Source organism: Paenarthrobacter sp. 2TAF44 (assembly GCF_052114885.1).
Taxonomy (GTDB): domain Bacteria; phylum Actinomycetota; class Actinomycetes; order Actinomycetales; family Micrococcaceae; genus Arthrobacter.
Genome location: NZ_JBFRFP010000011.1, coordinates 17,584 through 42,718, shown reverse-complemented (window position 1 = coordinate 42,718; position 25,135 = coordinate 17,584). Strand labels below are relative to the sequence as shown.

Below are 25,135 nucleotides of genomic sequence, written 5' to 3'. Positions count from 1 at the left end.
GGCGGGAGTTCCCTTCTTCCATCCCCGGGACCATTTCTCCTGATGGAATCGTGATAGGACAGCGGCTCGTGTCTGCGTTATTTTTCTGCTCGCCCGTCCTGGAGCCTCGCCCGGACAGCAACTACCTCCGCGGCCCTCTGTGAGCCAGACCCAACTTTGCCGGCCTCCAGGGACTTAGTTGCATCGTCATGACACTTCAAATTGTTCCAGGGATTTTGGCCACAGAATGACAAAATCATCTGAATCAATGCTCCTGTACGCTGCCCGGGCATCGGCCCATCGTGAGTGAGAACCCAGCGTCCTCATCGCATCCGCGAACGCTTCCAGCGGTCGTTCAGTATGGATGAAGATATTCATCTCGCCTGACCCAAAATCGTGCCCATCAACCAATCCATGCGCTTCCGGGAGTTCAGCCAGCAGAAGGTCTTCCATGGCGACAAGTTCGTAATAGCCAGCCTCAGTGCGACCTGGCCATTGCAACACGAGGATGTAATTCATGACTGCCTACCAAGGTACGGGGGCGGGCGGAGCCCCTTGTTGACTTGTACTTGCCATACCTATTGTGGCGGTGTCCGGGTGGTGCCGTCTGAGACCAGGGCCACTCTGATAGAAGCGGCTAGAAGCTCGATCGTCCCTAAGTCTCCTTCCAGGGTGTAGTGATTCCCGTCGATAACGAGGGTGTCAATGTTGCCATAGTCGATCGATCCGTCAGGGTCTTGTGACGGCCTGGAAGTGAGCTGTCCGGTCCAGTTCAGTTCGGTTACTCCCTCGAAGACCAGGACGCCCTGGCGGTAGCAGTATTGCTCGCCGGCCAGAGCTGGAGAGTAGGACGTATGTTCCGGGGCGAGGGCGAACTCCACAGTGATGGCTAGCAGACCGCGGCTGGCTCGAATGTCCAGCACATAGCTGTCGTCCAGGTAAAGACCCTTGAGTACCTCAACACCGGCATTTGCGGCCATTCGGGGACTCCCTTCAGTGTGTCTGCCGGACGTCCGGGGTCCAACGCGCCTAGAGACAGACAGATGGCACAGACAAAGCTATCCGATACTAAGTCCGGTCGCGGTTGGTCGTCGGCCATTGCCCAGCGTATTCGCGGCAGATAAGGTCAAGAAATCCCTCGTGCGCGTGGGGGATAACGGTTTGAGGGGGAGTACCGTGCGTCGCATAAGTTTTTCCATTGCCGCTCTTCTAGTCTTCTTCCTGGCTGCACCGGCAGTGGCCGCGCCGGCACGTGCCGACGACTCGTGGCACAACTTCATCCAGATCTGGTGGGACTGGGACGTGGTCTATTCTGATCTCCTGGTTGTGGAAGGCAACGGGGACCAGTGGGTCTATGAGGGCAAACCGAATTGGGAGACCCAGCTGCTCACCATCGGCCATACTGTGATTCCGGATGCTGATGCCCTCCTCCTGCCCGGCGACTGGGACGGTGATGGCTACGCCGACTGGCTGTATCGGCATGCCGACGGCGGACTGCACGTACGTGGAGGGCTGAAGGAGGGGCATGGATCTGCGTATATCTCCCAAATCGGGTGGGGATGGGACGTCATGACGGCGCTAACATCGCCTGGAGATTGGGATGGCGATGGGGCACCGGACGTTCTGGCCCGAGACAGTTCTGGTGCTCTTTGGACGTACCGTGGCGACGGAACCGGCGGCTGGATACCGGGCAGGACGCAGGTTGGTTGGGGATGGAACATCATGACGTCCATCTTCAGCGGCCACGACTTCAGCGGCGATGGCGTCCCCGACGTCATTGCCAGGGACACGAATGGAAACCTATGGCTTTACCCAGGCAACGGGACTGGAGGGTGGAAGCCGCGCCTTCAGATCGGGTGGGGCTGGACGGACATGGACTTGATGGTTGCTCCCGGCGATTTTGACTATGACGGCTACGGCGATGTCATAGCCAAGGACGGGGCTGGTGCCTTTTGGCTCTACCCGGGCAACGGCAGCGGAGGCTTCACTTTCGCCCGGCGCCAAATCGACATCATCCCATCCAAGCTGCTGGGATAAGCAAGACATATTTAGTGGCGCTCAGCTGGATCGTGAGTGGGGCGTGGCGCCAGTACTTACCCCGCTACCGGTATCAACATTCCTTTGAGGCGCAGATCCCGTGGAGCAAACTAAAAGTGAAACTCGAAGAGGTGCAGCACTATGGTGGTTAGTCGACGTCCGGGGAACTGGTGGCGCTCCAAGAGCTTGAATTGGAGACTTTTCCTCCTGGGCGCGATTCTTGGTGCATGTGGGGCCGTGGGGCTCAGCGCTTCGTACAACACAGGGCGCTTCAGTATCGCGTACGTTCCATGGGTCTTGTTTAATCTTTTCGTGTTCGAGGTACCTACCATGGTGATTCTGGGCTTAGTCGTTGCAGCTGCAGTGCTCGTCGTCCTGCTTCGACTCCCGAAGGTGATGCCCCCAACAGTCTGGTCTCTGGTGGCTGGTATCGTCGCAATGCTGATGACCGGCGCGCTCATTTATACGTACTACACTCTTTTTCCGCTGACGTACGATCGCTGGGTGGCGGCTGCTGTCACTGGCCCCGTTGTTGGGAGTGCCTTCGCAGTAGCGGCGTATAGGTGGGCCAAAGTTGGTTCCAGAGATCAGGCTTCACCCTCACGGCCACACATGGCGCCTTAGCGTAAGAGTAAGAGCCTTTAGTAACTGCTCAGATGGACGCTTCACCGTGGACTCTGTAACTACGTGCTGATCACGGCATAACCTGCGCATTAGTTAGATCGGACCTGATGAACACATCCATCGAACATCTCGCCGCGCTGCTGGCCAAAATGAACGATAGCGAGTTGGAAGCGACGTTCAATGAGTCCGAGCGGCAATTCGAAGTTGTCTTCACAGATGACCGAGGCGTTTCCCGGCAGTTCACAATGCCGATCGAACCGGAAGATTTGTGGAATCAAATACAAGTGCGTGAGTCGGACAGGAATGCTTTATGGCCCGAGGCTACTGTCGAGGAAGCCTCCTTGCGATTATTCAACGTGCACTTGCTGGAGGCAGTCATAACGGCGAAAGAGGGCGAGAACACTCTAGTGAAGGAACGCGGGGGAATCCGCGCGGTTCCATCGAGTCGATGACCAGGCTCTCGTTAGAAACACGCGACGAGGACAGGGTGTGCATCGTTCGAGCGAGATACGCCTCAGCATGCGGCCAGCTCACTGCTGATCGCATGCACATATGCCGGAATCGCCGCCGGAAACTCTGAACAGTGAGGAAAGAGTCGGCCTGGAGCCTCTTTGAGGACTATGTCGTACATGCAGAGATGGCGAAGGTCACCGAGGTTGCCGGAGGTGCCGACTACCCGAAGCTGATCGACATAGCCAACACTCCAGTCAAGTGCGCCGCTCGTTGAACTAACCGCAACGCAGGAGGATCTCAACTTTCGCTTTCGGTTCGGTCGTCGGCGCATCTTCGGGCCATGGCAATTCCGCTGGGAACAGGTCATCGAGGTCTTCACCACTCGCGGATTGTTCTCTAAGCGGATCCACATCCGCGGAGGCGACTTTGAGCTCTTTGTCTTTGCGCTCCCTCCCGAACCACTGCTTCTAAGTCTCGAGGAACTCGCATACCCGATGGACTGGATCTTGCGACGATGACCGCGCCGGTATCGGTTCAGCTGCCCGCGAACGCATCCTTTGCAGGGCCCTCCTATCGCGGTGGTCAGACCTCTTCAGGGTGCCAATAGGAAAGCATCGTGAACATGCGTCCGATGAGGGCTCCCGTTACACCAGAAGTTGTCCATCGGCCCGCATGCAATACCAAGGGAAGGGCACGGATAAAGCAGAGGTAACGACGACTGCAGTGAAGCGCGGCGGGGCGACCCCCTGGCTTGTGGCGTGGTCTGCGTTAATGGTCGTCAACGCGTGCCTTGTCTTCCGGGCAGCGGTCTCCCTGGTGGACCGACCATCACTTTGCCGCCCGTAGGCACCCATAATTCCCCGATGCGTGTCCAAACAGCTTGCCGCAAAGCGGGTCTGGACATATTGTCTGAGCAGGATGAATTGGTGCGAAATCCTTGGGGGAATGATGTCGCGTGATGTTGGCTAGGCATCTGGGTCGTATTGGCATTGCTCTGGTTATGACCCTCTCTTTCTCTGTCGCTGCTGCTGGGGGCAGTAATCTTGCGGTGGCAGCTCCGGAGGTGAGCGACTGGCTCGAGGTTGGGGACTCCGCGTACGCGGTTGCCTATGACCCGACGACACGGACTCTCTTTGTGGCGGCCGATGGAGCTATCTCCGTTGTGAAGGACGGCGTCACGGTGGGCAAGATTGCCGTGGTTGCGGGGACTATGTCGGTAAACCCTCTGACGCACACGCTGTACGCGCTCGACTCAACACACAACACTGTGGCGGTCATCGACGGGACGACAGTGACGGCCACCATTCCGGTTCCTGAGGGGTCTCAGGATCTGGCACTGGACCCCGGTACCGGAAAGGTCTACATCGCCAACGGAATGGCGGGTGTGACAGTCATCGAGGGCGATAAAGTCACTGGCACGATTGCCTTGAAGGATGAAGGATACGTGTGGTCGATCGCCGTGGACACCTCCACGCACGCAGTGTATGCAGGGAACTATTCCAAGGCCGCGGTTTCGGTCATTGTCGATGGCGTCGTCACGAAAACCATCCCGGCCGCCAGTGGTTGGTCAATCGCTGTCGATTCGGTAACCCATGACGTCTATGTGCCGGCTGAGTTCCTCAGGAAAGTCGTGGTGATCAACGGCGGCGCGGTGGTGCGCACGATTGATGTTCCCTTGTTTCCCCGGGACGTTGCGGTGGATTCATCAACCCACACCGCGTACGTCACAAGTCCCGGTCCCCACCTGGTGTCCGTAATTCATGGCAGCGCGGTGTCCTCTAGCGTCTCGTTCCACAAACCCGGTCGACCCGAGGTGGACCCGGTATCACACTCTGTCTATGTCCCCTCGCCGGTCGGCGCAGTGGCTGTCATCCGGGACCCTTCCAATCGGGACTTCACCTCCGATGGGCGTACCGATGTGCTGGCTCGTGACGGTAATGGCGCCCTCTGGCTGTACCCGACGAATGGTTCCAGCGGCTGGCTTGCCCCAGAACGTGTTGGCCAGGGATGGAACGCCATGACAACCATCATCGCCGGTGGTGACTTCAACACCGACGGCCGAGCCGACGTGCTGGCCCGGGACACCGCCGGGTTGCTGTGGTTATACCCGGGGGATGGGGATGGCGGCTGGCTTCCACGCATTCAAGTCGGGCAAGGCTGGCAGTCGATGACGGCCCTTTTAGGTGCGGGGGACTTCGACGGCGATGGCTTCCCTGACGTCCTGGCGCGGGACCCCGGGGGTGTGCTGTGGCTATATCCAGGCGACGGGACCGGCGGCTGGTTCTCCAGGATCAAGGTTGGTCAGGGCTGGAACGGCATGACGACGGTCCTTGGCGCCGGTGACCTGAACGCGGATGAGGAGCCTGATGTCCTGGCCAGGGATTCAGCAGGGCTGCTGTGGGTGTACCCCGGCGACGGCGCCGGAGGTTGGCTTCCACGGTTCCAGTCAGGGCAGGGCTGGAACGTCATGAGCGCCATCACCGCACCCGGTGACTTCACTGGTGACGGTAGGCCGGACGTGCTCGCAAGGGACAATGAGGGCTTGCTGTGGCTTTATCCGGAAGCCGGTGACTACGGCTGGATGCCACGAGTCCAAGTAGGTCAGGGCTGGAACGTCATGAGCCCCATTGTCTAGGGCCACCCGTTACATTCCCCGAACCTGTCCGGACGTAGGCAAGCGATAGTGGAATGGTCAGGGCGCATGAGCGCCCAATCCAATGGTGTTGGGATGCTTGCAGAATGGCTATTTCCTGAAGTGACAGAAAAGTGTAGTTATCGGTCGCGGAGCTGCAAGGTAAGGAAACCGGCGTAGGCACTGCCTATGTTCGAGCCAGGAGCATCGAGCTTCGTACGTCGAATCAATTGTTCATAATTGAGGAGAATGGTTCTTGGGAATTGATCATTTAAACGGGCGATCCAGATAATGACCGTAAGTACCTCCTTCGGAAGTACGAATGTGGACCCCACATCAGACCGTCCCAAACGGTCTTGGGTGTAGGGGCGTCCTAGCGGTGAGATCGGATCTATTATTGGGACCACATAAATCCACCGGTTCAGATCAGGTAGGCACGTGAAAATCGACGAAATCAGCAAACAGTATGCCGTTCATCTGGGGGTTGCTGGTTCTCAGCTTGATGAACTCAAAGCTGACGCGCGTCTACTCGGCATGATGGTTTTCGAACTTGACCTCTCGGGACTTTCGGACGTTACAGCCCTCTGCCAGTACCTCGAAACAGAGTTTATGTACCCTCACAGGACCGCAGGACTCGATGCAGCAATTGACCTGATCTCGGACCTTGAATGGTTTGGGAGCGCACAAGGCTACTTGGTATCCGTTCGCGGGGCCAATGATTCCTCACCCATCGCGGGTGACTTCATATCAATGTTTCCCAATATCCTCGATCGTTGGCGCACCGTAGATGTCCCTTTCGTCGTCGCGATAGAACAAAAGGGCGATCGCCTAAAAGCTGCGCTGGCAGACGCCAATGAATTTATGGAGCGTGCTGGCCGTCTGCCTCGGGCGCAGCCTGGGATTGGTCCTGTTGGCGTTGTCGTCCATCCAACGGAACTTGGGCCGAAGATGTCCTGATTCTTGAGGGCAGCGTGTCTCACGGACTTGTTCCAGGCTTGGTAGCTTGAACTCGTTCCGGATTCGTTCCCAGAGCTGGTCCGGGACGGGCTGGCGGTAAATGTCATCTAGCACCAGCTGATGGATTCGAGTTGCCACACGGTGGCCAGGGGCTCGCGGCGAAGCGTGAACGTACGTAGCTCTGCATGGGTTCCAGAGGGGCGGGCCTGCACTTGCCAGTACTCAACGCTGACGACGTCGCCGGTACCGGCGGCTACGCGCTGCCGTGTTTCCCACCAGGCCTCTCTGGTGAACCAGTGTGCTGTATGCACCTCGGGGTCGACCATCCAGATCCGGCCGTCGTACCTGATGGCCAGGGGTGTTCCGTCGGGGCTGAACCGGATAGCGACTTCGTGGCTGGTGGTGGGTGTTTCAGGCGCAATGGTCATGGTGTTCCTTTCAATTTCGTGAGCTGCCGGTCAGGCGGCTTTGACGAGGGGGAGCTCGTCCCAGTGGGTGGTGTATCTGGGGGAGAGCATGTCGCGTTTCATGGTCCAGTCCGGGCCGCCTTTGATCCCGGCGTGGCCCAGTCCAATAGCGCGGCGGCCGTAGCGTTTGGCCACGTCCTCCAGCAGGGTCCCGATGCCGCGTTCTTCGTGCGGGTTCTCGAACAGTTCCAAGGGTTTCTGGTTCCCGGTCGGCCGGAGGTCCGTGACCATGATCCCGGCGCGAACATACTTCACGCCCTCGTTGACCTGGGGGAGCAGGGCGTAGGCTGCCCTGGTCAGCAACACAGGATCCGCAGTGGGCATCGGCAGTGCTACACATACAGAGGGGAAAGACTTTTCGTTCGGATTGAAGTGCGACGTCGCAGCAAACGCAGTCAGCACTTTGGCCTGGAGGTCGTGTTTGGCCAGACGGGCACTGGCCATCTGTGCGTAGACGCTCATGACCTGCCGCAAGCCGGCCGTCGTCGTGATGGGCGTCGAAAACGAGCGCGAGAAGATCAGCTGGTCCCGGCCGATGCGCTCTTCCTCCATCGGAATGCAGGGTGTTCCCTGCAACTCCAGCACCGTACGCATCATGACGATGGAGAACTTGTCGCGGATCGCCACTGGGTTAACCCGGGTGAGGTCCAGGATCGAGAAGATACCCATCGCGTTCAGGCGCTTGGTCAGCCGTGTGGCCACGCCCCAGATTTCAATGACCGACAGTTTCGCCATCAGCGCTTCGCGCTGATCCACGGGCACAGACTCCCAGCGGCAGACGCCGTCGAAGGCGGGGTTGTTCTTGGCCCATTTGTTGCAAAGTTTGGCCAGGGTCTTTGTGGGTGCGATGCCCACGCACACTGGCACGCCGACATGGCGTCGACAGGCGGCTTTTATCGTCCGGCCCAGGGCCAGCAGCTCATCGGGCTCGCCTTTGACGCCTAGGAACGCCTCATCGATCGAGTACACCTCCAGCCAGGCTGAGTAGCGGCCCAGCAGCTCCATCACCCGGGCAGAAATGTCCCCATACAACTCGTAGTTGCTGGACAGGGCCACCAGTCCCCATTCCTTGGCCCGGGGCCTGAGCTTGAACCACGGCTCACCCATGGGAACGCCGAGCTTCTTGGCTTCCGGAGAGCGGGTTACTGCGCAGCCATCGTTGTTGGAGAGCACAACGAGGGGTCTACCCTCCAACGCCGGATTAAAGACACGCTCGGCTGAGGCGTAGAAGCAGTTCACGTCCACGTGCGCTATCTCCTGCATGCGGCGCATGACCGCGGGCTTAGACATAATGCAGACACCGTGTCGCGACGCCCCAGATTGTCAGGTCCGAGAGCGCTGGAACCTTGATATCGGGGAAGTCCGGGTTGTCGGCCTGCAGGATGACACCGTGGGCGGTGATCCTCAGCCGCTTGATGGTCAGCTCGCCATCAAGTACAGCCACGACCACGGAACCGTCCTTGGGTTCCAGTGCGCGGTTGACGATCAGCTCGTCGCCGTCGCTGATTCCGGCCTGCTCCATGGACTGGCCGGTGACCCTGACGATAAAGGTGCTGGTCACGTCCTTGATCAGGTGTTCGTTTAGATCGATCCGCCCGTCGAAGTAGTCCTGGGCCGGCGAGGGGTAGCCCGCTGCCACCGCAACGGGTGCCAGCAACACCTTCACCAGAGAGAGTCCCGCATCTATCACGCGGGGGCCAACTATCACGCCCACAACACACCTTTATTCGAATATATGTTCGATAGTTCAGTGTACTGCCGAGCTGCGACATAGTAAGCACCCACCACGTTGCAGCGGGTGTCCGTTGATCCGGGAGGTGAGTGACCGGCCAGCTGGAGGTGACCGTCCACGCCGTCGTTGACCAGGAAGCGCGACACCCGTCTCTGACAGACAGATTCTGAAAGAAATGTAACAAATTCTTCAAAACTACTGACTTTGGTTTGTTTGTAACGCATCATGGAATCAGCCGTTCCCGAGGACGCGAGCGGCACCAACAAGAAGGGAGCGCAGATGACGCGCTTTGTTGATGTACACAACATGATCAGCTGGGTCAGATCCCAGGGTCCGGAGACGATCATCAAAGATCTGATCCACTACATGGAGGAAGACTTCCGCCGATGGGCGCGGTTCGATAAGACGCCCCGGGTAGCGAGTCATACCCCGTACGGCGTTATAGAACTCATGCCCACCAGCGATCATGAGACCTACGGATTCAAATATGTGAACGGGCACCCTTCCAATCCTGCACGCGGCTACCAAACCGTCACGGCATTCGGCGTCCTCGCAGATGTCCAGAACGGCTATCCAACGTTCCTTGCAGAAATGACGATCCTTACCGCGCTGCGCACCGCCGCCACGTCCGCCATGGTTGCGAAGGCACTGGCTCGACCGGATTCCAGGGTCATGGCCATGATTGGAACCGGCAGCCAGGCTGAATTCCAGGCACTTGCCATGAGAACGGCTTTGGGCGTTGCGAAGCTGCGGGTTTGGGACACCGATCCCGCCGCAGTGCAGAAGTTCATCCGAAACATGGTTCCGCTTGGATTCGAAATAGACATGGCTTCATCTGCTCTGGAAGCCGTTCAGGGCGCCGATGTCATCACGACGTGCACGGCAGACAAGGCCCAGGCCACGATCCTCAGCGTTCAGCACATTGCTCCTGGCGTCCATCTCAACGCCATCGGTGGAGATTGCCCCGGAAAGACGGAACTGGATCCGTTGATCCTGGAAATCGGTGACGTCTTTGTCGAGTACGAGAGCCAGACGCGGATCGAAGGTGAAATCCAGCAGATGCCAGCCGATTTCGCCGTTACCGAATTCTGGAAGGTCCTCCTTGGCGCCGCACCCGGGCGCACATCAGAAGATCAAATCACTATCTTCGATTCCGTCGGATTTGCTGTGGAAGACTTCGCAGCCCTGCGTTATGTGCGGGACTCCGTGGATGGTTCCGAGTTCTTTGAAGACATCGACCTCGTTGCCAATCCCGACGACCCCAAAGACCTGTTCGGTCTTGTCGGTGCCTTATCACCCGTTGGTTAGGCGACTGACTCCATCCACCAAATGCTTCCAGCTATGACTCCCCAACCCGGACCAAAATCCCCATCTCCCACGGAGCGCTATGTCCACCTCAATCAAGCCCCACTTACGTTCTTCCCTTCTTCTATCAGCAGCTGCACTCATGGCCATTTCGATGGTGAGTTGTACCGTTCCCACCGGCGAAGGTGGTGACTCCGGGACATCCGGAGATGCCATCACGCTCGGTCTATTGGCCCCACTCACAGGTGTGGCTGCTGCCGATGGCAAGCTCATGGAACAGGGTGCACAGCTCGCGGTCGACGAAATCAATGCCAAAGGCGGCATCGATGGCAGGAAGGTTGAACTCAAAGCCCTTGACGTACGGGACCAGAAGTCGGATGCGGTCTCGTCTGCTGTGACGCAATTGACCTCAGACCCCGATGTTGCGGCAGTGGTCACCGGCTACGCCAGCACTACCAACTTCGAAATCGATCAGCTCGCAGAAGCTGGAATTCCCTACCTGCTCAGCGGCAACAGCGCCCAAACGCAGGACATTATTGCCAAGAACCCCGAGAGGTACCCAGGTGTTTGGTCCCTTGCCCCTTCATACGAGGGCTATAGCACTGGAATCCCTGAACAACTGGATGCCTGGAACGCCGATGGCACGTTCCCACTGACTAATCGCAAGGTTTACATCATCTCCAGCGACAACGCATATTCCAATGGCATCGCGTCTGGCCTGGACAAGAACTTCAAGGCAAAAGGCTGGGAGGTCACCGGCCCTGACACTGTTCCCTTTGGGGAAGTGGACGACTGGACGACGCAAATTACCAAAATCCGGCAGGTCGATCCGGCTGTGATCATTAACCTCGACTACTTGACTGCAAATGCATCAAAATTCCTCACTCAATTCCGCCAGAATCCCACGCAGTCATTGGTGTTTTCGCAGTATGCCCCGAGCGTCCCGGAGTTCACTGAGCTTGCAGGGAAGAACGCTGATGGCGTGCTTTACAACCTGCCGTTTGCCCCATTGCCGGCATTGCCGGAAACCAGGGACCTTACCCGGAAGCTTACGGGGGCTTACCAGAACGAACCGAGCCTTTATAGCTATGGCCTTTATGAACAGGTCTATCTGTGGGCCGACGCCGTCAAGGAAGTCGGGGATCCTAAAAAACGAGAGGAAGTGGGAGCTGCATTGGGCAAGCTGGACAAACAAACCACCCTCGGGCGTGTCCATTTTGATCCCACAACCCATCTGGCCGTAGCCGGCAAGGACGGTATCCCGATGACGTACTACCAAATCCAAAACGGCAAACGCCTGAACATCGCTCCCGAAGAGTTCGCCGACGGCAAGTTCCAGAGGCCCGAGTGGATGAAATGAGGATCGCCAAGTCACCTGCCCCCAGCACGTCTACAGGGCACCTCCTGGAAGTACGACGGGTCAGTCGGCGCTTCGGGGGATTCGTGGCCGTGGACAACGTCACGCTCAATGTTGACGAGGGGGAGATTCTGGGGATTGCCGGTCCTAATGGCGCCGGAAAAAGTACTCTCTTCAACCTGATCTCCGGGGTGCCGTTCGGTCCGACGGACGGAGAGGTTGTCTTCGACGGCGTACGGATTGACAGGCTTCCCGCGCACCGGATCGCTCGCTCGGGAATGCGTCGAACCTTCCAGTCGGAACAGCTGTTCCCCTCGTTGAGCGTTTCGGACAACATTGCAGTGGCCAACCAGTACCTCGGCGGGCGCCAGCGAAGCAAAGGGGACGTGCAAGCTGCTTTGGAGACCGTCGGAATCACCAGGTACAGGGATGATCGGGCGGCGGACATACCCTTGCTCGCAAAAAAGAAGCTGATGATAGCCAGCGCCCTCGTCTCACAGCCGCGGCTCTTGATGCTGGATGAACCAGCTGGAGGCCTCAACGATGAAGATCAGGCTGAACTGATCCTGCTGTTGCGAGAACTTCAGAAAGGCGGCCTGACACTGCTGATCATTGAGCACGTGCTCAGTCTCATTCGCGACCTGGCCAAAAGGATGGTCATCATGTCGGCCGGCGAAGTCCTGGTTGAAGGAACCCCCGACGCCGTTCTTTCGGATCCGCGGGTGATGGAGGCATATCTGGGGAAGGCCGCAGCATGAACACCGATCAGCAGACCGTTAGCCCCCTGCTCCGAGTCAGTGACCTGGAGGCGGGATATGGCCGCCTGCCTGTGGTCCGATCACTTTCCATCGAGGTTCTCCCGGGTGAAGCTCTGGCCCTGTTGGGTCCAAACGGACATGGAAAGACGACCGCCCTGCGCGCCATCTCGGGCCTGGGCAGGATCTCGTCAGGTCAGGTTGTCTTCGATGGCAGCGATATCACCGGCATGCCTGCCTATACGGTAGTCAATCACGGAATGATGCATGTGCCCCAAGGCAATCAGCTCTTTCCGAGGCTCACCGTCAGGGAGAACCTGGCGTTGGCAGGCGCGATCCCGGCAGCGAGGGGCCAGCGGGAAGAGACTCTGGAAATGATCCAGCGACTCTTTCCCAAGCTCCAGCAACGCCGAGGACAACTTGTGGGCACGTTGTCAGGAGGCGAACGCCAAATGGTGGCCATCGGAATGGGCCTTATGGCCAAGCCCAAGCTTCTGGTGCTGGATGAACCAACTCTCGGGCTGGCACCCAAGATCCGGTACGAAATCCTTGACACACTCCACGAAGTCCGCCGACTGGGTCTGTCGCTGATAGTCGCCGACGGCGATATTGAGTTCCTCTTCGAACTCACGGACCGTTGGCATCTTGTGGAGCTCGGGCGGATCGCCTCCAGCGGAACCACCGACATCAAGCCCAGCCACGAGGAAGTCATGGATATGTACGTCGGTTCCCGCGCGTCATCCGCCACCAACAACATTGAGGGAGACAGACATGTTTGACGCGCTCCTTTCCATCCTCGTCTCAGCTCTCGTGCTTGGGTCGCTCTACTCGTTGATGGCCAGCGGACTGTCCCTCATTTGGTCCACACTAGGAGTCTTCAACTACGCTCACGGCGCGCTCCTGCTGCTGGGCGCGTACTTCATCTGGACGTTCTCAGAGAAGGTCGGGCTCCCGGTTCTCCTTGCTTTCGCCGCTGCGATTCCCTTGCTGGCCTTCCTGGGTATGCTCCTGGACCTCGTCGCGGTCCGGCCGTTCATCAGCAGGGCAAACGGAACTCTCTTGGTCATGGTTTCCACCCTCGCCATCGCCAACGCCGTCGAAGGTGCTGCACAACTAATCTGGGGACCGCAGAACAAGCAGATAAAGGCCGTGAGCACCTCAACATTTGCCTTGGGCGACGTAAAAATCGCAAGCTCCACCCTCATTGCCCTGGCCCTGGCATTAGTTCTAGTCGTAGGACTGATTACGTTGCTGCGCAAGACGAAGTGGGGGATGGCCGTCCGGGCAGTGGAACAAAACCGGGACATGGCAATGCTCGTCGGAATCAGGCCAGCGCGCATATACGCCGGCGTATTTGCGGTGGCGTCAATTCTGGCCTGCGCCGCTGCCTTCGTCTACGGAACGACCACCACCATTACGCCCACCAAGGGCTTTGAACCCCTGCTGACTGCCTTTGTCGTCCTGGTCTTCGGCGGGTCGGCGACTTTGTGGGGAACCTTGGTCGGCGCCTTCACCATAGGCCTGTTGGAGGCGGGCACAACGTACTGGCTCGGTCTGCAATGGAGCCCTGTAGCCGTATTCCTCGTGCTGGTCCTCATCATGCTGGTCCGCCCCCAAGGTCTAGTGAAAGGACGTTCTTGATGAACATTCTTGGATTCCTCAAGCGCTTCGCGACGTGGCCGTTGCTCTTGCTTGCCGCCGCCTTGCTGCCATATGTCGTCATCAGCGGCTCTGCACGCCTGCTGGCCGCGACAGCGCTCATTTACGCCCTGCTCGCTGCCAGCTGGAATCTGACGCTGGGTATCGGCGGTATCTTCAACTTCGCCCACGTTGGATTCTTCGGTGTCGGTGGATACACGATGGCCGTTGCCACAGTGACATGGGATATGAATCCATGGCTTGGGCTCATACTGGCAGCCGTTGCCGGTGGGCTGGCTGGTGCCCTGGCCTATATCCCGGTGATACGCATGCGAGGCATTTACATCGCACTGATCACCTTCGTCTTCGTGCAGCTCTGCTACTACCTGGTGTTGGCCATTCCCGGAATCACCGGCGGATCCAGCGGACTGACAGGCGTACCTGCCCTGAGCTTAGGAGATTTTTCCTTCGCAAAGTACTCGGGATTGGGCTATTTATGGTTGCTCGGCGGGGCAGTGGTCCTGCTCCTGGCGCTGCTCCGGACCATCCTGCGCAGCCCGTTCGGCAAGAGCCTCATCGCGCTGCGCGACAATGAAAACCTTGCCGTGAGCCGCGGAATGAACCGCATAAGGCAGCATCTCCTGGCCTTCATCCTCAGTGGAGCCGTTGCCGGTGTCACCGGAGCCCTGTATGTCGCATACTTCCGCGTTGCGGACGTCACACTCTTCAGTTTCGGATTCGTCACCCTTGGCTTGAGCATGATCTTCCTCGGCGGTACCGGCCACATCTGGGGTCCGGTCCTGGGGGCGTTGATAGTCACCGTCGTCGACCGCCAACTCACGGACCTTGGGCCTGCGCGTGCGATCATCATCGGCATTGGAACCCTTCTGGTTCTCATTTTCCTTCCACGCGGCATTTCCGGGCTCCTTGAAGACTTATGGACCAGAGCACGGAGGCTCCTTCCGAGAAGCCCGAACAAATCCGCCCATAGAGCACTACGAGATTCCGCACGCCAGACTATGGAAGTCGAGGACACCACGCATGTCCATTGATGCCACTGCCCGGGCAGAGCAGAACCAGCGAAAGGCGGTCCTGGACGCTGTGGATCGTCTGGCGCCCAGGATCGTGCAGTCCGTCGCCGACGCAGTCAGGATCCCGAGCATAAACCCCAAGTATCCCGGTCAGGACTACCAGAAGCTTGTGGGCGGTGAGGGTGAGGTGAGCGCGCTCATGAACGATCTTCATCGCGAAGCAGGAGCCTCCACGGAACTCGTCACAGTTGAGAAAGGCCGGGACAATGCTTGCGGGCGGATTGGCGGAACGGGCGGTGGCCGCTCGCTGCTTCTCAACGGGCACGTTGATGTTGTTCCGCCCAACCGGGAAGGTCTGTGGGACCAGGCGCCGTTCTCCGGGTTGATTACCGATGACGCGGTTCATGGCAGGGGAGCTACGGATAACAAAGCCGGCACAGTCGCCACGGCATATGCTGCCATCGCATTAGCCAGCGCAGGTATCCGGCTCAAAGGAGACCTCGTACTGCAGGCGGTCGTCGGAGAAGAAGTCGGTGACCACCTCTCGGGTACAACGGCAGCCTTACAGGCGGGATACGGGGCCGACGCCGCAATCGTCTGCGAACCGTCGAACTTCTCGGACGCAGCCCCCAATCTGGTTCCCACCACGCCGGGCCTGCTGTGGTTCTCACTGTCTCTTGTCGGCAAAGCTGCGCACTCCGGACTGCGGGGTCTTACCATCCATCCAACCCTTGAAGGCGAAGCTTTGGGCGTTAATACCATCGATAAGTTCTGGATCATTTATCACGCCTTGCGGCAGTTGGAAGATACTTGGGCGCGGCGTGACAGGCACCCCCTGTTCCAGCCGGGCTACTTCAATCTCTTGCCCGGGGTGATCCGTGGAAACCCGGAGGGCGTCCTGGTCCCGTTCTTCCTCGCCGACACGCTCACAGTCGAATACTGCGTCTACCATCATCCTGAGCGAAGCAACGAGGAAGTCATCGACGAGATCGAACGAACCGTGCGTCAAGCTTGTGCCAACGATCCCTGGCTGAGCGCCCACCGACCCGAATTCGACTGGAAGCTCCTATGGCCGCCGTACACCGCGCCGGCCAGCCATGAGCTCATCCCCGCGGTCATGAAGGCCCACGGTGATTCCGTCGGCGGGTTTGACCTGGCCACCCCTCCCAAACAAGAGGGGTTCCTCGGTGTCTGTGATCTCACATGGATGGATGCCCAAGGTATTGACGGGCTCGTTTACGGGCCCGGGGTTGGCCGAACCGCGCACGCGGAAAACGAGTACGTGCCAATCCACCAGATCATCACCGCAGTAAAGACATACGCCCTATCTGCAATGGACTATTGCGGCGTCTCGGCTACTGAATCCAACATCAATCCACCCACGACCGGCCGGAGGCGCCCGTGAACACCCCTGATATCTTCGTTGCAACCTGCGATCTCGCTGGTCAGGTCAAAGGACGAGGCGCACCCGGGGAAGCCTACGGCTCTGTCCTTCGCTCCGGACTGGGCTGGGTGCCGGCCAACCTTGGCATTTCGGCTTTCGGCAGCATTGCGCCGGGCAGCGCCTTCGGTTCAACCGGCGACCTGCGCCTTATGCCGGACGAGGCCACGGAAATCACCGTGGCCGATGGCCCCAAAGAGGCCGGACTCAGGATTCTGCTCGCCGACCAAACACAACCTGACGGAACCGACTGGGATTGCTGTCCCAGGACCTTCCTGCGCCGGGCCATCAACGACTTTCGAGAGCAAACGGGCCTGCGCGTTATCGCCACGTTCGAACACGAGTTCGTTGTGGAGGGCCTGCCTCAATCGGCTCCGTTTTCCTTGCGCAGGCACCTGGACGCCGATCCGTTCGGAATGGACCTGCTGCGTCTCTTGACGGATTGTGGTCTCGCACCCGAGAACTGGTTGCCCGAATACGGGGCGAACCAGTTTGAAATCACGGTGGAACCGAGCGACCCCCTCACTGCGGCAGACAGGGCGGTACTCTTGCGCGAATTGGTCCGCGATTTGGCAATCCGACGCGGCCTCAGAGCTTCCTTCGCACCGCTTCAGGAACCAAACGGTACCGGTACCGGCGTCCATGTCCACATTAGCTTGGTCGACGACGGCGGTACTCCGGTTCTGTTCGACGCCACCCGTCCGGCGCGCCTATCCGAAGTCGGATCAAGATTCAGCGCAGGAATCCTGCGTCACGCCGAAGCGCTGACGGCCTGGACAGCCCCAAGCCCGGCTTCCTTCATGCGCCTGGCCCCGGATCGATGGAGCGTAGGGGGAATATTCCTGGCAGAACGAAACAGGGAGGCTCTTCTACGAATCTGTCCAACCAGTTCCGCAGGTGGATCGGCTCCGGACCATCAGTTCAACCTTGAATACAGGGCAGCCGATGCAACCGCCAACCCGTGGCTCACGCTTGGTGTCCTGCTCCGGGCAGGGTTGGCCGGAATCGTAGGCGGTGACGAGTACCCCAATCCTTACATCTTCCCTGAGTCGGCCGGCCCGGCTGAATTGAACGACGTCCCTCAACTGCCTCATACACTCCAGGACGCGCTCCTGGCATTGGAAAAGGACCAGACCGTGACGTCGTGGTTCCATCCTGATCTGTTGGCAACCTATTTGGCGGTCAAGCGGCATGAGCTCGCCCACGTGGCCACACTCGACGATGCTGCCCGAGTCAAAGCGGTATCTGATGTCTACTAATTCCGTAGAAGATCTCCTGACCACCATCGAGGAAATCCCCTTGGTGGACCACCATGTCCATGGAGCGTTGAAGGATGACGTTGACCGGTCCTCACTGGAGGAACTGCTGACGGAGTCGGACAGGCCCATTCCTGAATGGATGACGCAATTCGATTCGCAGTTGGGCTTCGCGATTCGTCGTTGGTGTGCGCCGTTGTTGGGCCTTCCTGCACATGCGAGTGCCGACGCGTACTTTGAACGGCGTGTGGGGCTCGGGACGTCGGAAGTAACCTCACGCCTGCTCAAGTCTGCGGGGATAGGTCATTTCCTGGTCGAGACTGGATATCGCGGTGATCAAATCCATGGCCTTTCGGGGATGGAGCGCATCAGCTCAGCCACGGTAGGTGAGGTTGTCAGACTGGAATCCATAGCGGAGTCTTTGGCGTGGGAAGGCGTATCAGCCGCCGATTTCGCTAACGCTTATACGGCCCGGCTTGCGCTGGCAACCCAGAACGCGGTGGGAGTCAAGAGCATCATCGCCTACCGACATGGGTTCGACTTTGATCCAATCAGGCCCTCCAAAGAAGAAGTGGTGAAAGCGGCCGCTTCCTGGCTCCGTCTGGTAGCAGCCGGCTACTCGCTCCGTGTTTCGGATCCTGTGCTTTTACGCTTCTTTCTCTGGTCCGGCGTCGACCGTGGCCTGCCCATTCAAATGCACACTGGATACGGTGATCCCGACTTGCGTCTGGACCGTTGCGACCCGTTGCTGCTGGTTCCCTGGTTGAAGCTGATTGAATCAGTGAAGGTGGACGTACTCCTTCTCCACTGCTACCCATTCCATCGTCACGCGGGCTACCTTGCGCAGGTGTTCCCGCACGTCTACTTTGATGTCGGGCTTGGGACCAACTACACAGGCGTTCAGTCTCTGGAACTGATCAAAGAGTCTTTCGAGTTGGCACCGTTCTCCAAAATCCTGTTTTCAACGGACGCATGGGGGCCTCCGGAACTCCATTATCTCGGGGCGCGACTATGGCGCGAAGGAATGGGCAAGGTCCTGGGGGCTTGGGTTCGTGATGGGGACTGGGCTGAGGAGGATGCCATTCGAGTGGTTCACATGGTCGGAAGGGATAACGCGGTGCGCGTCTATGAGCTGGGGGAGAAGTGAACTCTGAACTGTTTGAAGTGCTCAGGAGACGCATTGACCAGGAAATTCCGCAGGCAATAGAACTGCGCCACAAATTGCACAGCATGCCGGATTTATCCGGTTCCGAAGGGCCGACCCTGGATCTGGTCTTGAATGCCTTGCCTGGCGACCTGCAGACCAAGTTTGTGGCCGGAACGGGGGCAGTATTGCGAATCGGCGGGCCCGGCAAGGCGATCGCTATCAGGGCTGAGCTGGATGCACTGCCGGCGGTGGAAGATTCCGAAGTCGATTGGGCTTCCCAAAGGCCAGGTGTCATGCACGCCTGTGGGCATGATGTCCATCTGGCTGCCGTCGTTGCCTTGGCGAGGGCTCTCCATTCAACACCCGGTGCAGCTCCTGTGGCACTGGTCTTGCAACCCAGGGAAGAAACGTACCCGTCCGGGGCAAAGGACATCTGCGCAACAGGGATACTGGCGGAGCAAGACGTGCGTGCCACAGTCGCGGCCCATGTTCAGCCGCTGCTACCCGGAGGGACAGTGGCATGCACGCCGGGGGCCGTGAATGCCTCATCGGACGAGTTCATCATCAACATCAGTGGAAGGGGCGGCCACGCTGCCTACCCGCACATTGCAGCGGATCCTGTCCTGGCGCTATCCCACGTAGTGGTCTCTTTGCAAAACATCGTGAGCCGGAACGTGGATCCCATGGACTCGGTGGTGCTCACCATTGCGACCCTTCAGGCTGGTAGCGCGGCCAATGTCATACCGGGGACCGCGGCCGCCCGGGGAACTGTCCGCACCATGGCCACCCCAGTGAGGGAGGAAGTGCTGCGTCGTCTTGCCGAGACAGTGCACCTGGTTGCTGCTGCGCACGGCTGCAGCGGCGAAGTCAGCGTCACCGAAGGCGAACCCGTCCTGGAAAATGATGTGCACATCGTGAAGGCGACTGCCCCTCTACTGCTGGCTCTGGGCTTGGAAGTGGACAGCAATCTCAGGTCGGCAGGCTCCGACGATTTTTCGTATTTTTCGGAAAGGATGCCTTCATTGATGATGTTCGTGGGTACCAGCGGAACCGGGGAACGGCTGCACTCAAGCACTTTCGTGCCCGACGACTCTCACGTCCATGATGTAGCGCATGCACTGCTGGCTGGATACGTTGGCGCCGCCAGCACGTTACTGCCCGCCCACGAGCTGCCCCTGGTCGCTGCTCCAACAAGCTGATGGCAGGCTACTGCTCAAGCCATTCTGGGTTTCCTGATTGAATGGGGATAAAAGCGGTGGAGTTCATACTAACTTCCAGCTTTGCCGTCTGAGCAAGAAAGGAACGCCATGACGCAGTCCGGACAGTTTGAACAGTCTGAGAACCAATCTGCCCGGTTGACCCTGGCGGACCGAATCCGTCAAATTCAGGGTTCGCTTTCTCCGGCAGAGCACAAGCTGTCCCGTGTGTTCCTCGCCAACTACCCGACTGCAGGGCTCGAGTCCACAATTGAATTTGCCAAGAAAGGAAATGTCAGTGCCCCCACCGTGCTCAGGTTCGTCAGCAGGTTGGGCTTCAACAAGTACCGGGACTTCCAGGATGCCCTACGGGAAGAAGTGCAGGCGCGGCGGGCGTCCCCGCTGACGCTCCAAGGCACAATACGAGTTGATTCAGCGGCCCCGGAACTGGCTCAGTCGGTGGCCGAAACCGCAGTCGAGGGCATCGAGAGCACGGTCGCCTCGCTCCCGGAGCATGAGTTTGACCGTGCCGTTGCTCTTCTATGCAATACGTCACTGAACATTACTTCGATCGGTGGCAGGTTCTCTCACCTGCTGGCCAGTTACTTGGACTTGCACCTTCGCCTGATGCGACCCAACACCGTTGTGCACGCCCAGCATCCGAACAATGACTCCACGTTCATAGCTGACCTCAGCAAACGCGATGTTTGCGTGTTTTTTGATTTTCGCCGCTATCAGAAAGACACCGTCGACCTGGCAAAGGCAGCCCGTGAGAAGGGGGCAAAGATTGTCCTCATCACGGACCCGTGGCTCTCTCCGGTTTCCTTTGTCGCGGACGTCGTTCTGCCGGCGCGGGTGGAGGCAGCAGGTTCGTTCGACAGCATCGTGCCGGCAACGGTGTTGGTGGAAGCCCTCATCGCAGCGGTCCACGTCAAGCTTGGGCCGACGGCCGATGACCGTATGCGCATTTTGGAAGCCAGCCATGGCGCAGTGCTGGCCGACTAAGCTTCATACACAAGATAGAGAGTTGGGGCTGTGACTATCGGGGTCCTTACCCCCTGGAGTTCTCAATTCTCCGGCTTGGACAATTCCAGAACTCAGGTCCAGAATTCGTCCGCCTTGGCGGTGTCCTCGAAGAACTCCCGGCCCTCGACAACCTTTCCGTCGCGGAGCACGAACACGATGGCTGACGCCACGTCCAAAGTCTTCCCGTTGTTTTCCGCGTGGCTTTGCTGGATCCCCACGGTGTGGTTTTCCCCGCCGACGATGTCCTGGACGTTCGCCTGGAACGACCCCTGGGAGCGTGCGCCCAGCTCGCCAAAGTAAGCCAGGATGGCTTCGCGTCCTTCTTTCTTGCCTGCCAGCACGCCGCTTCCGGCCGCGTACCAGACTGCGTCCTCCGCGAATAGTTCGCCAAGGGTCGCCAAATCCCCAGTGTTGAAGGCCTCGTACCCGCGCCGAACGAGTTCAGCGTTTTCTGCAGCTCCCATATCGAACACCCCGTCATCCTTGTCGGTATTTTTACAACGGCCTAAGCCTGTTGACCCAACCAGTATCCGCTTCGGTATCCGGACGCTCAATAGCCGGCGCTCGGTCAGGTCAAGTCATAGGAGCTTCTCGGCGCCGCCAACTTTGACTGGTCGTTTGGGTGCGCATCTTTAAACAGGCAGTTAGTCTTAGCTCTACAAGACTCTGGGGGAGCAAGAGATGAAACCAATCACCGTCGACGGCGGCAAGGGCACAGTGGAGCTCGACGTCCAGGGAATTCTCTACCTGGTGTGGCAACCGGGGACTGTTCTGGAAGCCGATGACGTACATGCAGCGATGGCAAAGGTGAATGAAGTTGCCGACGGTGCCGAGTACCCGATGCTGATCGACATAGCCAACACTCAAGCGGTGACCCTTCAGGCCAAGTCCGTTTTCAGCGTCAAGTGCGCCGCTTCACGAATTGCCCTGCTTGGCTCAAGCCCACTCAATCGGGTCATTGCAAACTTCGCCATGGCGCGGCGGAAACTCCCGTGTCCCACGCGGTATTTCACCTCCCGCGATGAGGCGATGTCTTGGCTTCTCCAGGCACCCGATTCCTGACACCAACGTGCCCATATCCAACGAAATCGGACAAGACTGACCGTCTGGGTCCGTTCACAAGCAGCATTTGCGAACGAATTGCACGCCTTTGTCTGTTCATTCCGGTGCGCATATTCAAGCAGGCAGTTAGTCTTAGCTCTACAAGGCTCTGGGGGAGTAAATGAAGCCAACAACCGTTGACGGCGGCAAGGGGACAGTGGAACTCGATGCCGAAGAAGTTCTTCACCTGGTGTGGCATCCGGGGACTGTTCTGGAGGCTGCTGACGTACATGCGGCGATGGCAAAGGTCAATGAACTTGCCGCCGGTGCCGAGTACCCGATGTTGATCGACATAGCGAACACCCAAGCCGTGACCCGCCAAGCCAGATCCGTTTTCAGCGTCAAGTGCGCCGCTTCACGAATTGCGCTGCTGGGCTCAAACCCGGTCAGTCGTGTGATTGCCAACTTCGCCATGGCACGGCGGACACTCCCGTGTCCCACTCGGTTCTTCACCTCCCGCGATGAGGCCATGTCCTGGCTACTACAGACGACCGTTCCGTAACGCTGGCCACGGCCTCTTCAGGGCCGGGGGCCGCGAGATCGACCATCCCACATATCAGGAGGGCTACGGATTCCGTGGTCCCAGGAGTTCGAAACAGCACTAAATCGCGGTGTGTCAGCTCTGGATCTTCAGCGCCGCGAGAACGAAGCTAACGAGTGGAACAGTTTTGAAACGCGAATTCGGATTGAGTCGCTTCTGTTCTGTAGAAAGTTCTGGCATGAATATTGGTAGAGCCTTAGCCGCCCAGAATGGAGCGCGTTTCGCATCCCAATCCTTGGTCTCCACCAGGCGCTGCTAATGACCAAAGGAATCATACTTATCGTGTTCGTGATTTTTGGGTACGGACTCGGTTGGTCCGGACGATTCCGAATGACCCTCAAGAGTGGTTCCCGGACAGAATGGACTTACCAAACAATCCACCTCGTCGGGATCGGGCTCCTTGCCCTGATCATGATCGTCTTGCCACCTCTGACTGCTTTCCAGGGTCTGCCAGGAATTGCTTTTACCTCAGCCGTCGTCCTGCTCGCCTCGCTTGCTCTTTTCCCCTTGAAGGTCCAGAGACTCCCATTGGCCCTCAGTCCGGCTACTGGAGCAAGGGCGAAACCGCCTGAGGAGCAGCATCGAGATAGATGGCCCCATTCCTTGGCTTGGTTTGTGGGTTTCTGTCTAGCCGCTTGGTATTTGGGCACGATCTATGCCCGCTTTGGGTAGCGATCTCCCAGCAGCATGTGCGACCCGAAGGCGGTCAGCCTTCCGCGTTTTAGGCGCGCTGGTCGAAACAACGGATTCACAAACACATGGGCTTTCGCTGGTGTTGCGTTCATCTCTAGTGGAAGCTTGGTAATTGCTCCTACGGGCCTTTATTGGCCGACTCTTGGGCATGCTTTCCAATGGACGGTGTCCCGATGATCGGTATGGGCGCCGTGTCGAAGAATCGGTATTCCGTATCCGGAATGCGGATGGTGCCGGCGGCCTCCGCTTTGTCCCGGAGGAAATCGTGATCATCACGGGAAAGTACAACCTGCCCGTGCACGTCGTACTCTACGTCTTTGTATCCTTCGTTGCTGACCCTTCTTGATAGAGCTTCGGGCAGAACAAGGCACGCTGGATTCTCTAAGAGCCATGTCCGTGTTTCCGAGTCGAGCCGATTCCATTCGTGTTTAATGCTCATGCCTGGACGTCCCCTTCTGCCGGGCTTTGCTGGATGGTATTGAATTCCACTCAGATTACGCCTGCCATTTAGCGGACGATAGAGTTGTGCGCCACCGCTTCAGGTCTCAGGCCCAAGCCTCACGCCGGGCCTGCCCTTGGCGAGGCGGCCTCGCGGGGCAGCAATGAACGCCAGCACGCCCACCAGCGCACCCGCCAGGGACACGGTGGTGGAGATCGCGAAGGCATCAGCTGAGAACTGTTGAAGGCCAAACGAGAAGGGCAACCAAATAACAACCCACTGGAACACGTCAACAATGCCGCCCCAGCGCCTTCCGCGGCTTAATCCGACAAGGGCCACGACGGAGAGTCCTGCTATTCCAAGGCCGCCAGCCACGCCGATGAAGAACCCGCGTGTTACGTCGTTGTCAGGCTCGACAGGGTATGTTGCGATCACCTGCCGGGACCACACGTACATCCAGATGGCCAGACCAAGCCCGCCAATGATCATGAGAGAAGTAACGACCCTGGCTATATAGAGGATCGCAACCGCAACCGACGTCGACGGTGCCTCGCCCCGCTGCCCATCGGCCTGGCCGCGCTTCCTTTCCCCCATCGGACCAGCCTGCGCGCAATTGATGACGTTGTCACGTCCAGTCAGCGGACTGGGGGCATCTCAACCCATCCGACCGCTTCCAAAGAATGCGACACGCAGGTTTCCGGCTTGCAGCAAAGGCCGGTCCAGACCAGTGCCTGACGATAGGGTGAGTCGGCCCGGCTGGAATGTTATGAACATGAACGTTTGAGGTGCCTAAGTGAGCGGCACTAAAAACACGGGAGTTTGCAATGGGAACTTGGTCGACCGGCAGTTTCGGAAATGACGAGGCCCTCGATTGGTTTGGGGATCTGCGGGAAGCCCCTGAAGCAATGCCCTTCATTGAACAGACTGTGAACAACGGTTCGACCGAGAGCATCATTGCCGCCGGCGCGGTTTTGGCCGTGCTGAGCGGACACCTGCATACAGACGTTCACCCGGATGTTATCGAATGGTGTGCTGGCGGACCGGCCCCGTCATCCGCCTTGAAACTGGCGGCAGCGGATGCGATCCACGCCGTCATCGATGACCCGGAAGTTGACGGTCACGATACATGGGCGGAGCTCGGCGAAGATGACGATGACTACGTTGGATGGATCGCAAACTTAGAGAGAATTCAGGCTCTGTTGCGCGAATCAGACTGATTCTGCCCCTTTGCCCGCGAGCTCCAGCTCCATGCCGATCCCGGACTGTCGGCCAGTGGCCTCATAGTCAGCGAGGTCTGGCCGTCAGGGTGTGAATGCCTTCGGCTTTGC

The 25,135-nt window shown here is 58.7% G+C and carries 28 protein-coding genes; 21 read left to right on the top strand and 7 right to left on the bottom strand.

The window, feature by feature from the left end; translation table 11 throughout:
* Positions 1–186: 186 nt before the first annotated feature.
* Complete coding sequence (locus tag AB4Z15_RS12190) at positions 187–498, bottom strand: hypothetical protein (RefSeq protein WP_442017489.1); 312 nt, start codon at positions 496–498, stop codon at positions 187–189.
* Positions 499–557: 59 nt separating this feature from the next.
* The gene (locus tag AB4Z15_RS12185) at positions 558–959 is read right to left on the bottom strand and encodes a hypothetical protein (RefSeq protein WP_442017488.1); all 402 of its coding nucleotides are present in this window, start codon (positions 957–959) and stop codon (positions 558–560) included.
* A 196-nt stretch (positions 960–1,155) separates the two neighbouring features.
* Between AB4Z15_RS12185 and AB4Z15_RS12180 the strand changes: the two genes are divergently transcribed.
* The 6 genes from AB4Z15_RS12180 (at position 1,156) to AB4Z15_RS12155 (ending at position 6,682) form a co-directional block, all read left to right on the top strand.
* Positions 1,156–2,016, top strand: coding sequence for an FG-GAP repeat domain-containing protein (locus AB4Z15_RS12180; RefSeq protein WP_442017487.1), 861 nt, complete (start codon positions 1,156–1,158; stop codon positions 2,014–2,016).
* Between the two features lie 312 nt (positions 2,017–2,328).
* The gene (locus AB4Z15_RS12175; protein WP_442017486.1) at positions 2,329–2,640 is read left to right on the top strand and encodes a hypothetical protein; all 312 of its coding nucleotides are present in this window, start codon (positions 2,329–2,331) and stop codon (positions 2,638–2,640) included.
* A 107-nt stretch (positions 2,641–2,747) separates the two neighbouring features.
* On the top strand, positions 2,748–3,092 hold the full coding sequence (locus AB4Z15_RS12170; RefSeq protein WP_442017485.1) for a hypothetical protein: 345 nt from the start codon (positions 2,748–2,750) through the stop codon (positions 3,090–3,092).
* Between the two features lie 131 nt (positions 3,093–3,223).
* Positions 3,224–3,367: a hypothetical protein gene (locus AB4Z15_RS12165; RefSeq protein ID WP_442017484.1), complete on the top strand. Its 144-nt coding sequence runs from the start codon at positions 3,224–3,226 to the stop codon at positions 3,365–3,367.
* Positions 3,368–4,093: 726 nt separating this feature from the next.
* A complete protein-coding gene (locus AB4Z15_RS12160; protein WP_442017483.1) occupies positions 4,094–5,728 on the top strand; it encodes an FG-GAP-like repeat-containing protein in 1,635 nt (544 codons plus the stop codon).
* A gap of 435 nt (positions 5,729–6,163) precedes the next feature.
* Positions 6,164–6,682 (top strand): hypothetical protein, encoded by a 519-nt coding sequence (locus tag AB4Z15_RS12155; RefSeq protein WP_442017482.1) that lies wholly within the window; start codon positions 6,164–6,166, stop codon positions 6,680–6,682.
* 107 nt (positions 6,683–6,789) lie between these two features.
* Here the strand turns inward: AB4Z15_RS12155 and AB4Z15_RS12150 are convergent, their stop codons facing one another.
* From AB4Z15_RS12150 to AB4Z15_RS12140, 3 genes are read right to left on the bottom strand one after another with little or no spacing between them, the layout of a single operon-like run.
* Positions 6,790–7,110: a hypothetical protein gene (locus tag AB4Z15_RS12150; protein WP_442017481.1), complete on the bottom strand. Its 321-nt coding sequence runs from the start codon at positions 7,108–7,110 to the stop codon at positions 6,790–6,792.
* A 30-nt stretch (positions 7,111–7,140) separates the two neighbouring features.
* A complete protein-coding gene (locus tag AB4Z15_RS12145; protein ID WP_442017480.1) occupies positions 7,141–8,439 on the bottom strand; it encodes a Y-family DNA polymerase in 1,299 nt (432 codons plus the stop codon).
* The gene (locus AB4Z15_RS12140; protein WP_442006043.1) at positions 8,432–8,863 is read right to left on the bottom strand and encodes a LexA family protein; all 432 of its coding nucleotides are present in this window, start codon (positions 8,861–8,863) and stop codon (positions 8,432–8,434) included. The genes AB4Z15_RS12145 and AB4Z15_RS12140 overlap by 8 nt, the downstream gene beginning before the upstream one ends.
* A gap of 297 nt (positions 8,864–9,160) precedes the next feature.
* Between AB4Z15_RS12140 and AB4Z15_RS12135 the strand changes: the two genes are divergently transcribed.
* The 11 genes from AB4Z15_RS12135 (at position 9,161) to AB4Z15_RS12085 (ending at position 21,012) form a co-directional block, all read left to right on the top strand.
* The gene (locus tag AB4Z15_RS12135) at positions 9,161–10,189 is read left to right on the top strand and encodes an ornithine cyclodeaminase (protein WP_442017621.1); all 1,029 of its coding nucleotides are present in this window, start codon (positions 9,161–9,163) and stop codon (positions 10,187–10,189) included.
* A gap of 139 nt (positions 10,190–10,328) precedes the next feature.
* Positions 10,329–11,546, top strand: coding sequence for an ABC transporter substrate-binding protein (locus AB4Z15_RS12130; RefSeq protein WP_442017479.1), 1,218 nt, complete (start codon positions 10,329–10,331; stop codon positions 11,544–11,546).
* Positions 11,543–12,301 carry an ABC transporter ATP-binding protein gene (locus AB4Z15_RS12125; protein WP_442017478.1) on the top strand — a complete coding sequence of 253 codons (759 nt, stop codon included), beginning with the start codon at positions 11,543–11,545 and terminating at the stop codon, positions 12,299–12,301. The genes AB4Z15_RS12130 and AB4Z15_RS12125 overlap by 4 nt, the downstream gene beginning before the upstream one ends.
* The gene (locus AB4Z15_RS12120; protein ID WP_442017477.1) at positions 12,298–13,077 is read left to right on the top strand and encodes an ABC transporter ATP-binding protein; all 780 of its coding nucleotides are present in this window, start codon (positions 12,298–12,300) and stop codon (positions 13,075–13,077) included. The genes AB4Z15_RS12125 and AB4Z15_RS12120 overlap by 4 nt, the downstream gene beginning before the upstream one ends.
* The gene (locus tag AB4Z15_RS12115; RefSeq protein WP_442017476.1) at positions 13,070–13,939 is read left to right on the top strand and encodes a branched-chain amino acid ABC transporter permease; all 870 of its coding nucleotides are present in this window, start codon (positions 13,070–13,072) and stop codon (positions 13,937–13,939) included. The genes AB4Z15_RS12120 and AB4Z15_RS12115 overlap by 8 nt, the downstream gene beginning before the upstream one ends.
* Positions 13,939–14,988 (top strand): branched-chain amino acid ABC transporter permease, encoded by a 1,050-nt coding sequence (locus AB4Z15_RS12110; RefSeq protein WP_442017475.1) that lies wholly within the window; start codon positions 13,939–13,941, stop codon positions 14,986–14,988. The genes AB4Z15_RS12115 and AB4Z15_RS12110 overlap by 1 nt, the downstream gene beginning before the upstream one ends.
* Positions 14,978–16,372: a M20/M25/M40 family metallo-hydrolase gene (locus AB4Z15_RS12105; protein ID WP_442017474.1), complete on the top strand. Its 1,395-nt coding sequence runs from the start codon at positions 14,978–14,980 to the stop codon at positions 16,370–16,372. Before AB4Z15_RS12110 ends, AB4Z15_RS12105 begins: the two co-directional genes overlap by 11 nt.
* The gene (locus AB4Z15_RS12100) at positions 16,369–17,667 is read left to right on the top strand and encodes a glutamine synthetase family protein (RefSeq protein WP_442017473.1); all 1,299 of its coding nucleotides are present in this window, start codon (positions 16,369–16,371) and stop codon (positions 17,665–17,667) included. Before AB4Z15_RS12105 ends, AB4Z15_RS12100 begins: the two co-directional genes overlap by 4 nt.
* Positions 17,657–18,811, top strand: coding sequence for an amidohydrolase family protein (locus AB4Z15_RS12095; RefSeq protein ID WP_442017472.1), 1,155 nt, complete (start codon positions 17,657–17,659; stop codon positions 18,809–18,811). The genes AB4Z15_RS12100 and AB4Z15_RS12095 overlap by 11 nt, the downstream gene beginning before the upstream one ends.
* Positions 18,808–20,010 (top strand): M20 metallopeptidase family protein, encoded by a 1,203-nt coding sequence (locus tag AB4Z15_RS12090; RefSeq protein ID WP_442017471.1) that lies wholly within the window; start codon positions 18,808–18,810, stop codon positions 20,008–20,010. Before AB4Z15_RS12095 ends, AB4Z15_RS12090 begins: the two co-directional genes overlap by 4 nt.
* A gap of 108 nt (positions 20,011–20,118) precedes the next feature.
* Positions 20,119–21,012: a MurR/RpiR family transcriptional regulator gene (locus AB4Z15_RS12085; RefSeq protein ID WP_442017470.1), complete on the top strand. Its 894-nt coding sequence runs from the start codon at positions 20,119–20,121 to the stop codon at positions 21,010–21,012.
* Positions 21,013–21,104: 92 nt separating this feature from the next.
* Here the strand turns inward: AB4Z15_RS12085 and AB4Z15_RS12080 are convergent, their stop codons facing one another.
* Positions 21,105–21,497, bottom strand: coding sequence for a nuclear transport factor 2 family protein (locus tag AB4Z15_RS12080; protein WP_442006064.1), 393 nt, complete (start codon positions 21,495–21,497; stop codon positions 21,105–21,107).
* Positions 21,498–21,714: 217 nt separating this feature from the next.
* On the opposite strand from AB4Z15_RS12080, the gene AB4Z15_RS12075 reads away from it, so the two are divergent.
* The 3 genes from AB4Z15_RS12075 to AB4Z15_RS12065 all read left to right on the top strand — a co-directional run bounded on the left by AB4Z15_RS12075 (position 21,715) and on the right by AB4Z15_RS12065 (position 23,714).
* The gene (locus tag AB4Z15_RS12075; protein ID WP_442017469.1) at positions 21,715–22,095 is read left to right on the top strand and encodes a DUF7793 family protein; all 381 of its coding nucleotides are present in this window, start codon (positions 21,715–21,717) and stop codon (positions 22,093–22,095) included.
* A gap of 160 nt (positions 22,096–22,255) precedes the next feature.
* Positions 22,256–22,636, top strand: coding sequence for a DUF7793 family protein (locus AB4Z15_RS12070; protein ID WP_442017468.1), 381 nt, complete (start codon positions 22,256–22,258; stop codon positions 22,634–22,636).
* An 880-nt stretch (positions 22,637–23,516) separates the two neighbouring features.
* Positions 23,517–23,714, top strand: a complete 198-nt coding sequence (locus AB4Z15_RS12065; protein WP_442017467.1) for a hypothetical protein — start codon at positions 23,517–23,519, stop codon at positions 23,712–23,714.
* Positions 23,715–23,906: 192 nt separating this feature from the next.
* Here the strand turns inward: AB4Z15_RS12065 and AB4Z15_RS12060 are convergent, their stop codons facing one another.
* Positions 23,907–24,401: a hypothetical protein gene (locus AB4Z15_RS12060; RefSeq protein WP_442017466.1), complete on the bottom strand. Its 495-nt coding sequence runs from the start codon at positions 24,399–24,401 to the stop codon at positions 23,907–23,909.
* Between the two features lie 230 nt (positions 24,402–24,631).
* Between AB4Z15_RS12060 and AB4Z15_RS12055 the strand changes: the two genes are divergently transcribed.
* On the top strand, positions 24,632–25,024 hold the full coding sequence (locus AB4Z15_RS12055; RefSeq protein ID WP_442017465.1) for a DUF4259 domain-containing protein: 393 nt from the start codon (positions 24,632–24,634) through the stop codon (positions 25,022–25,024).
* Positions 25,025–25,135 lie beyond the last annotated feature (111 nt).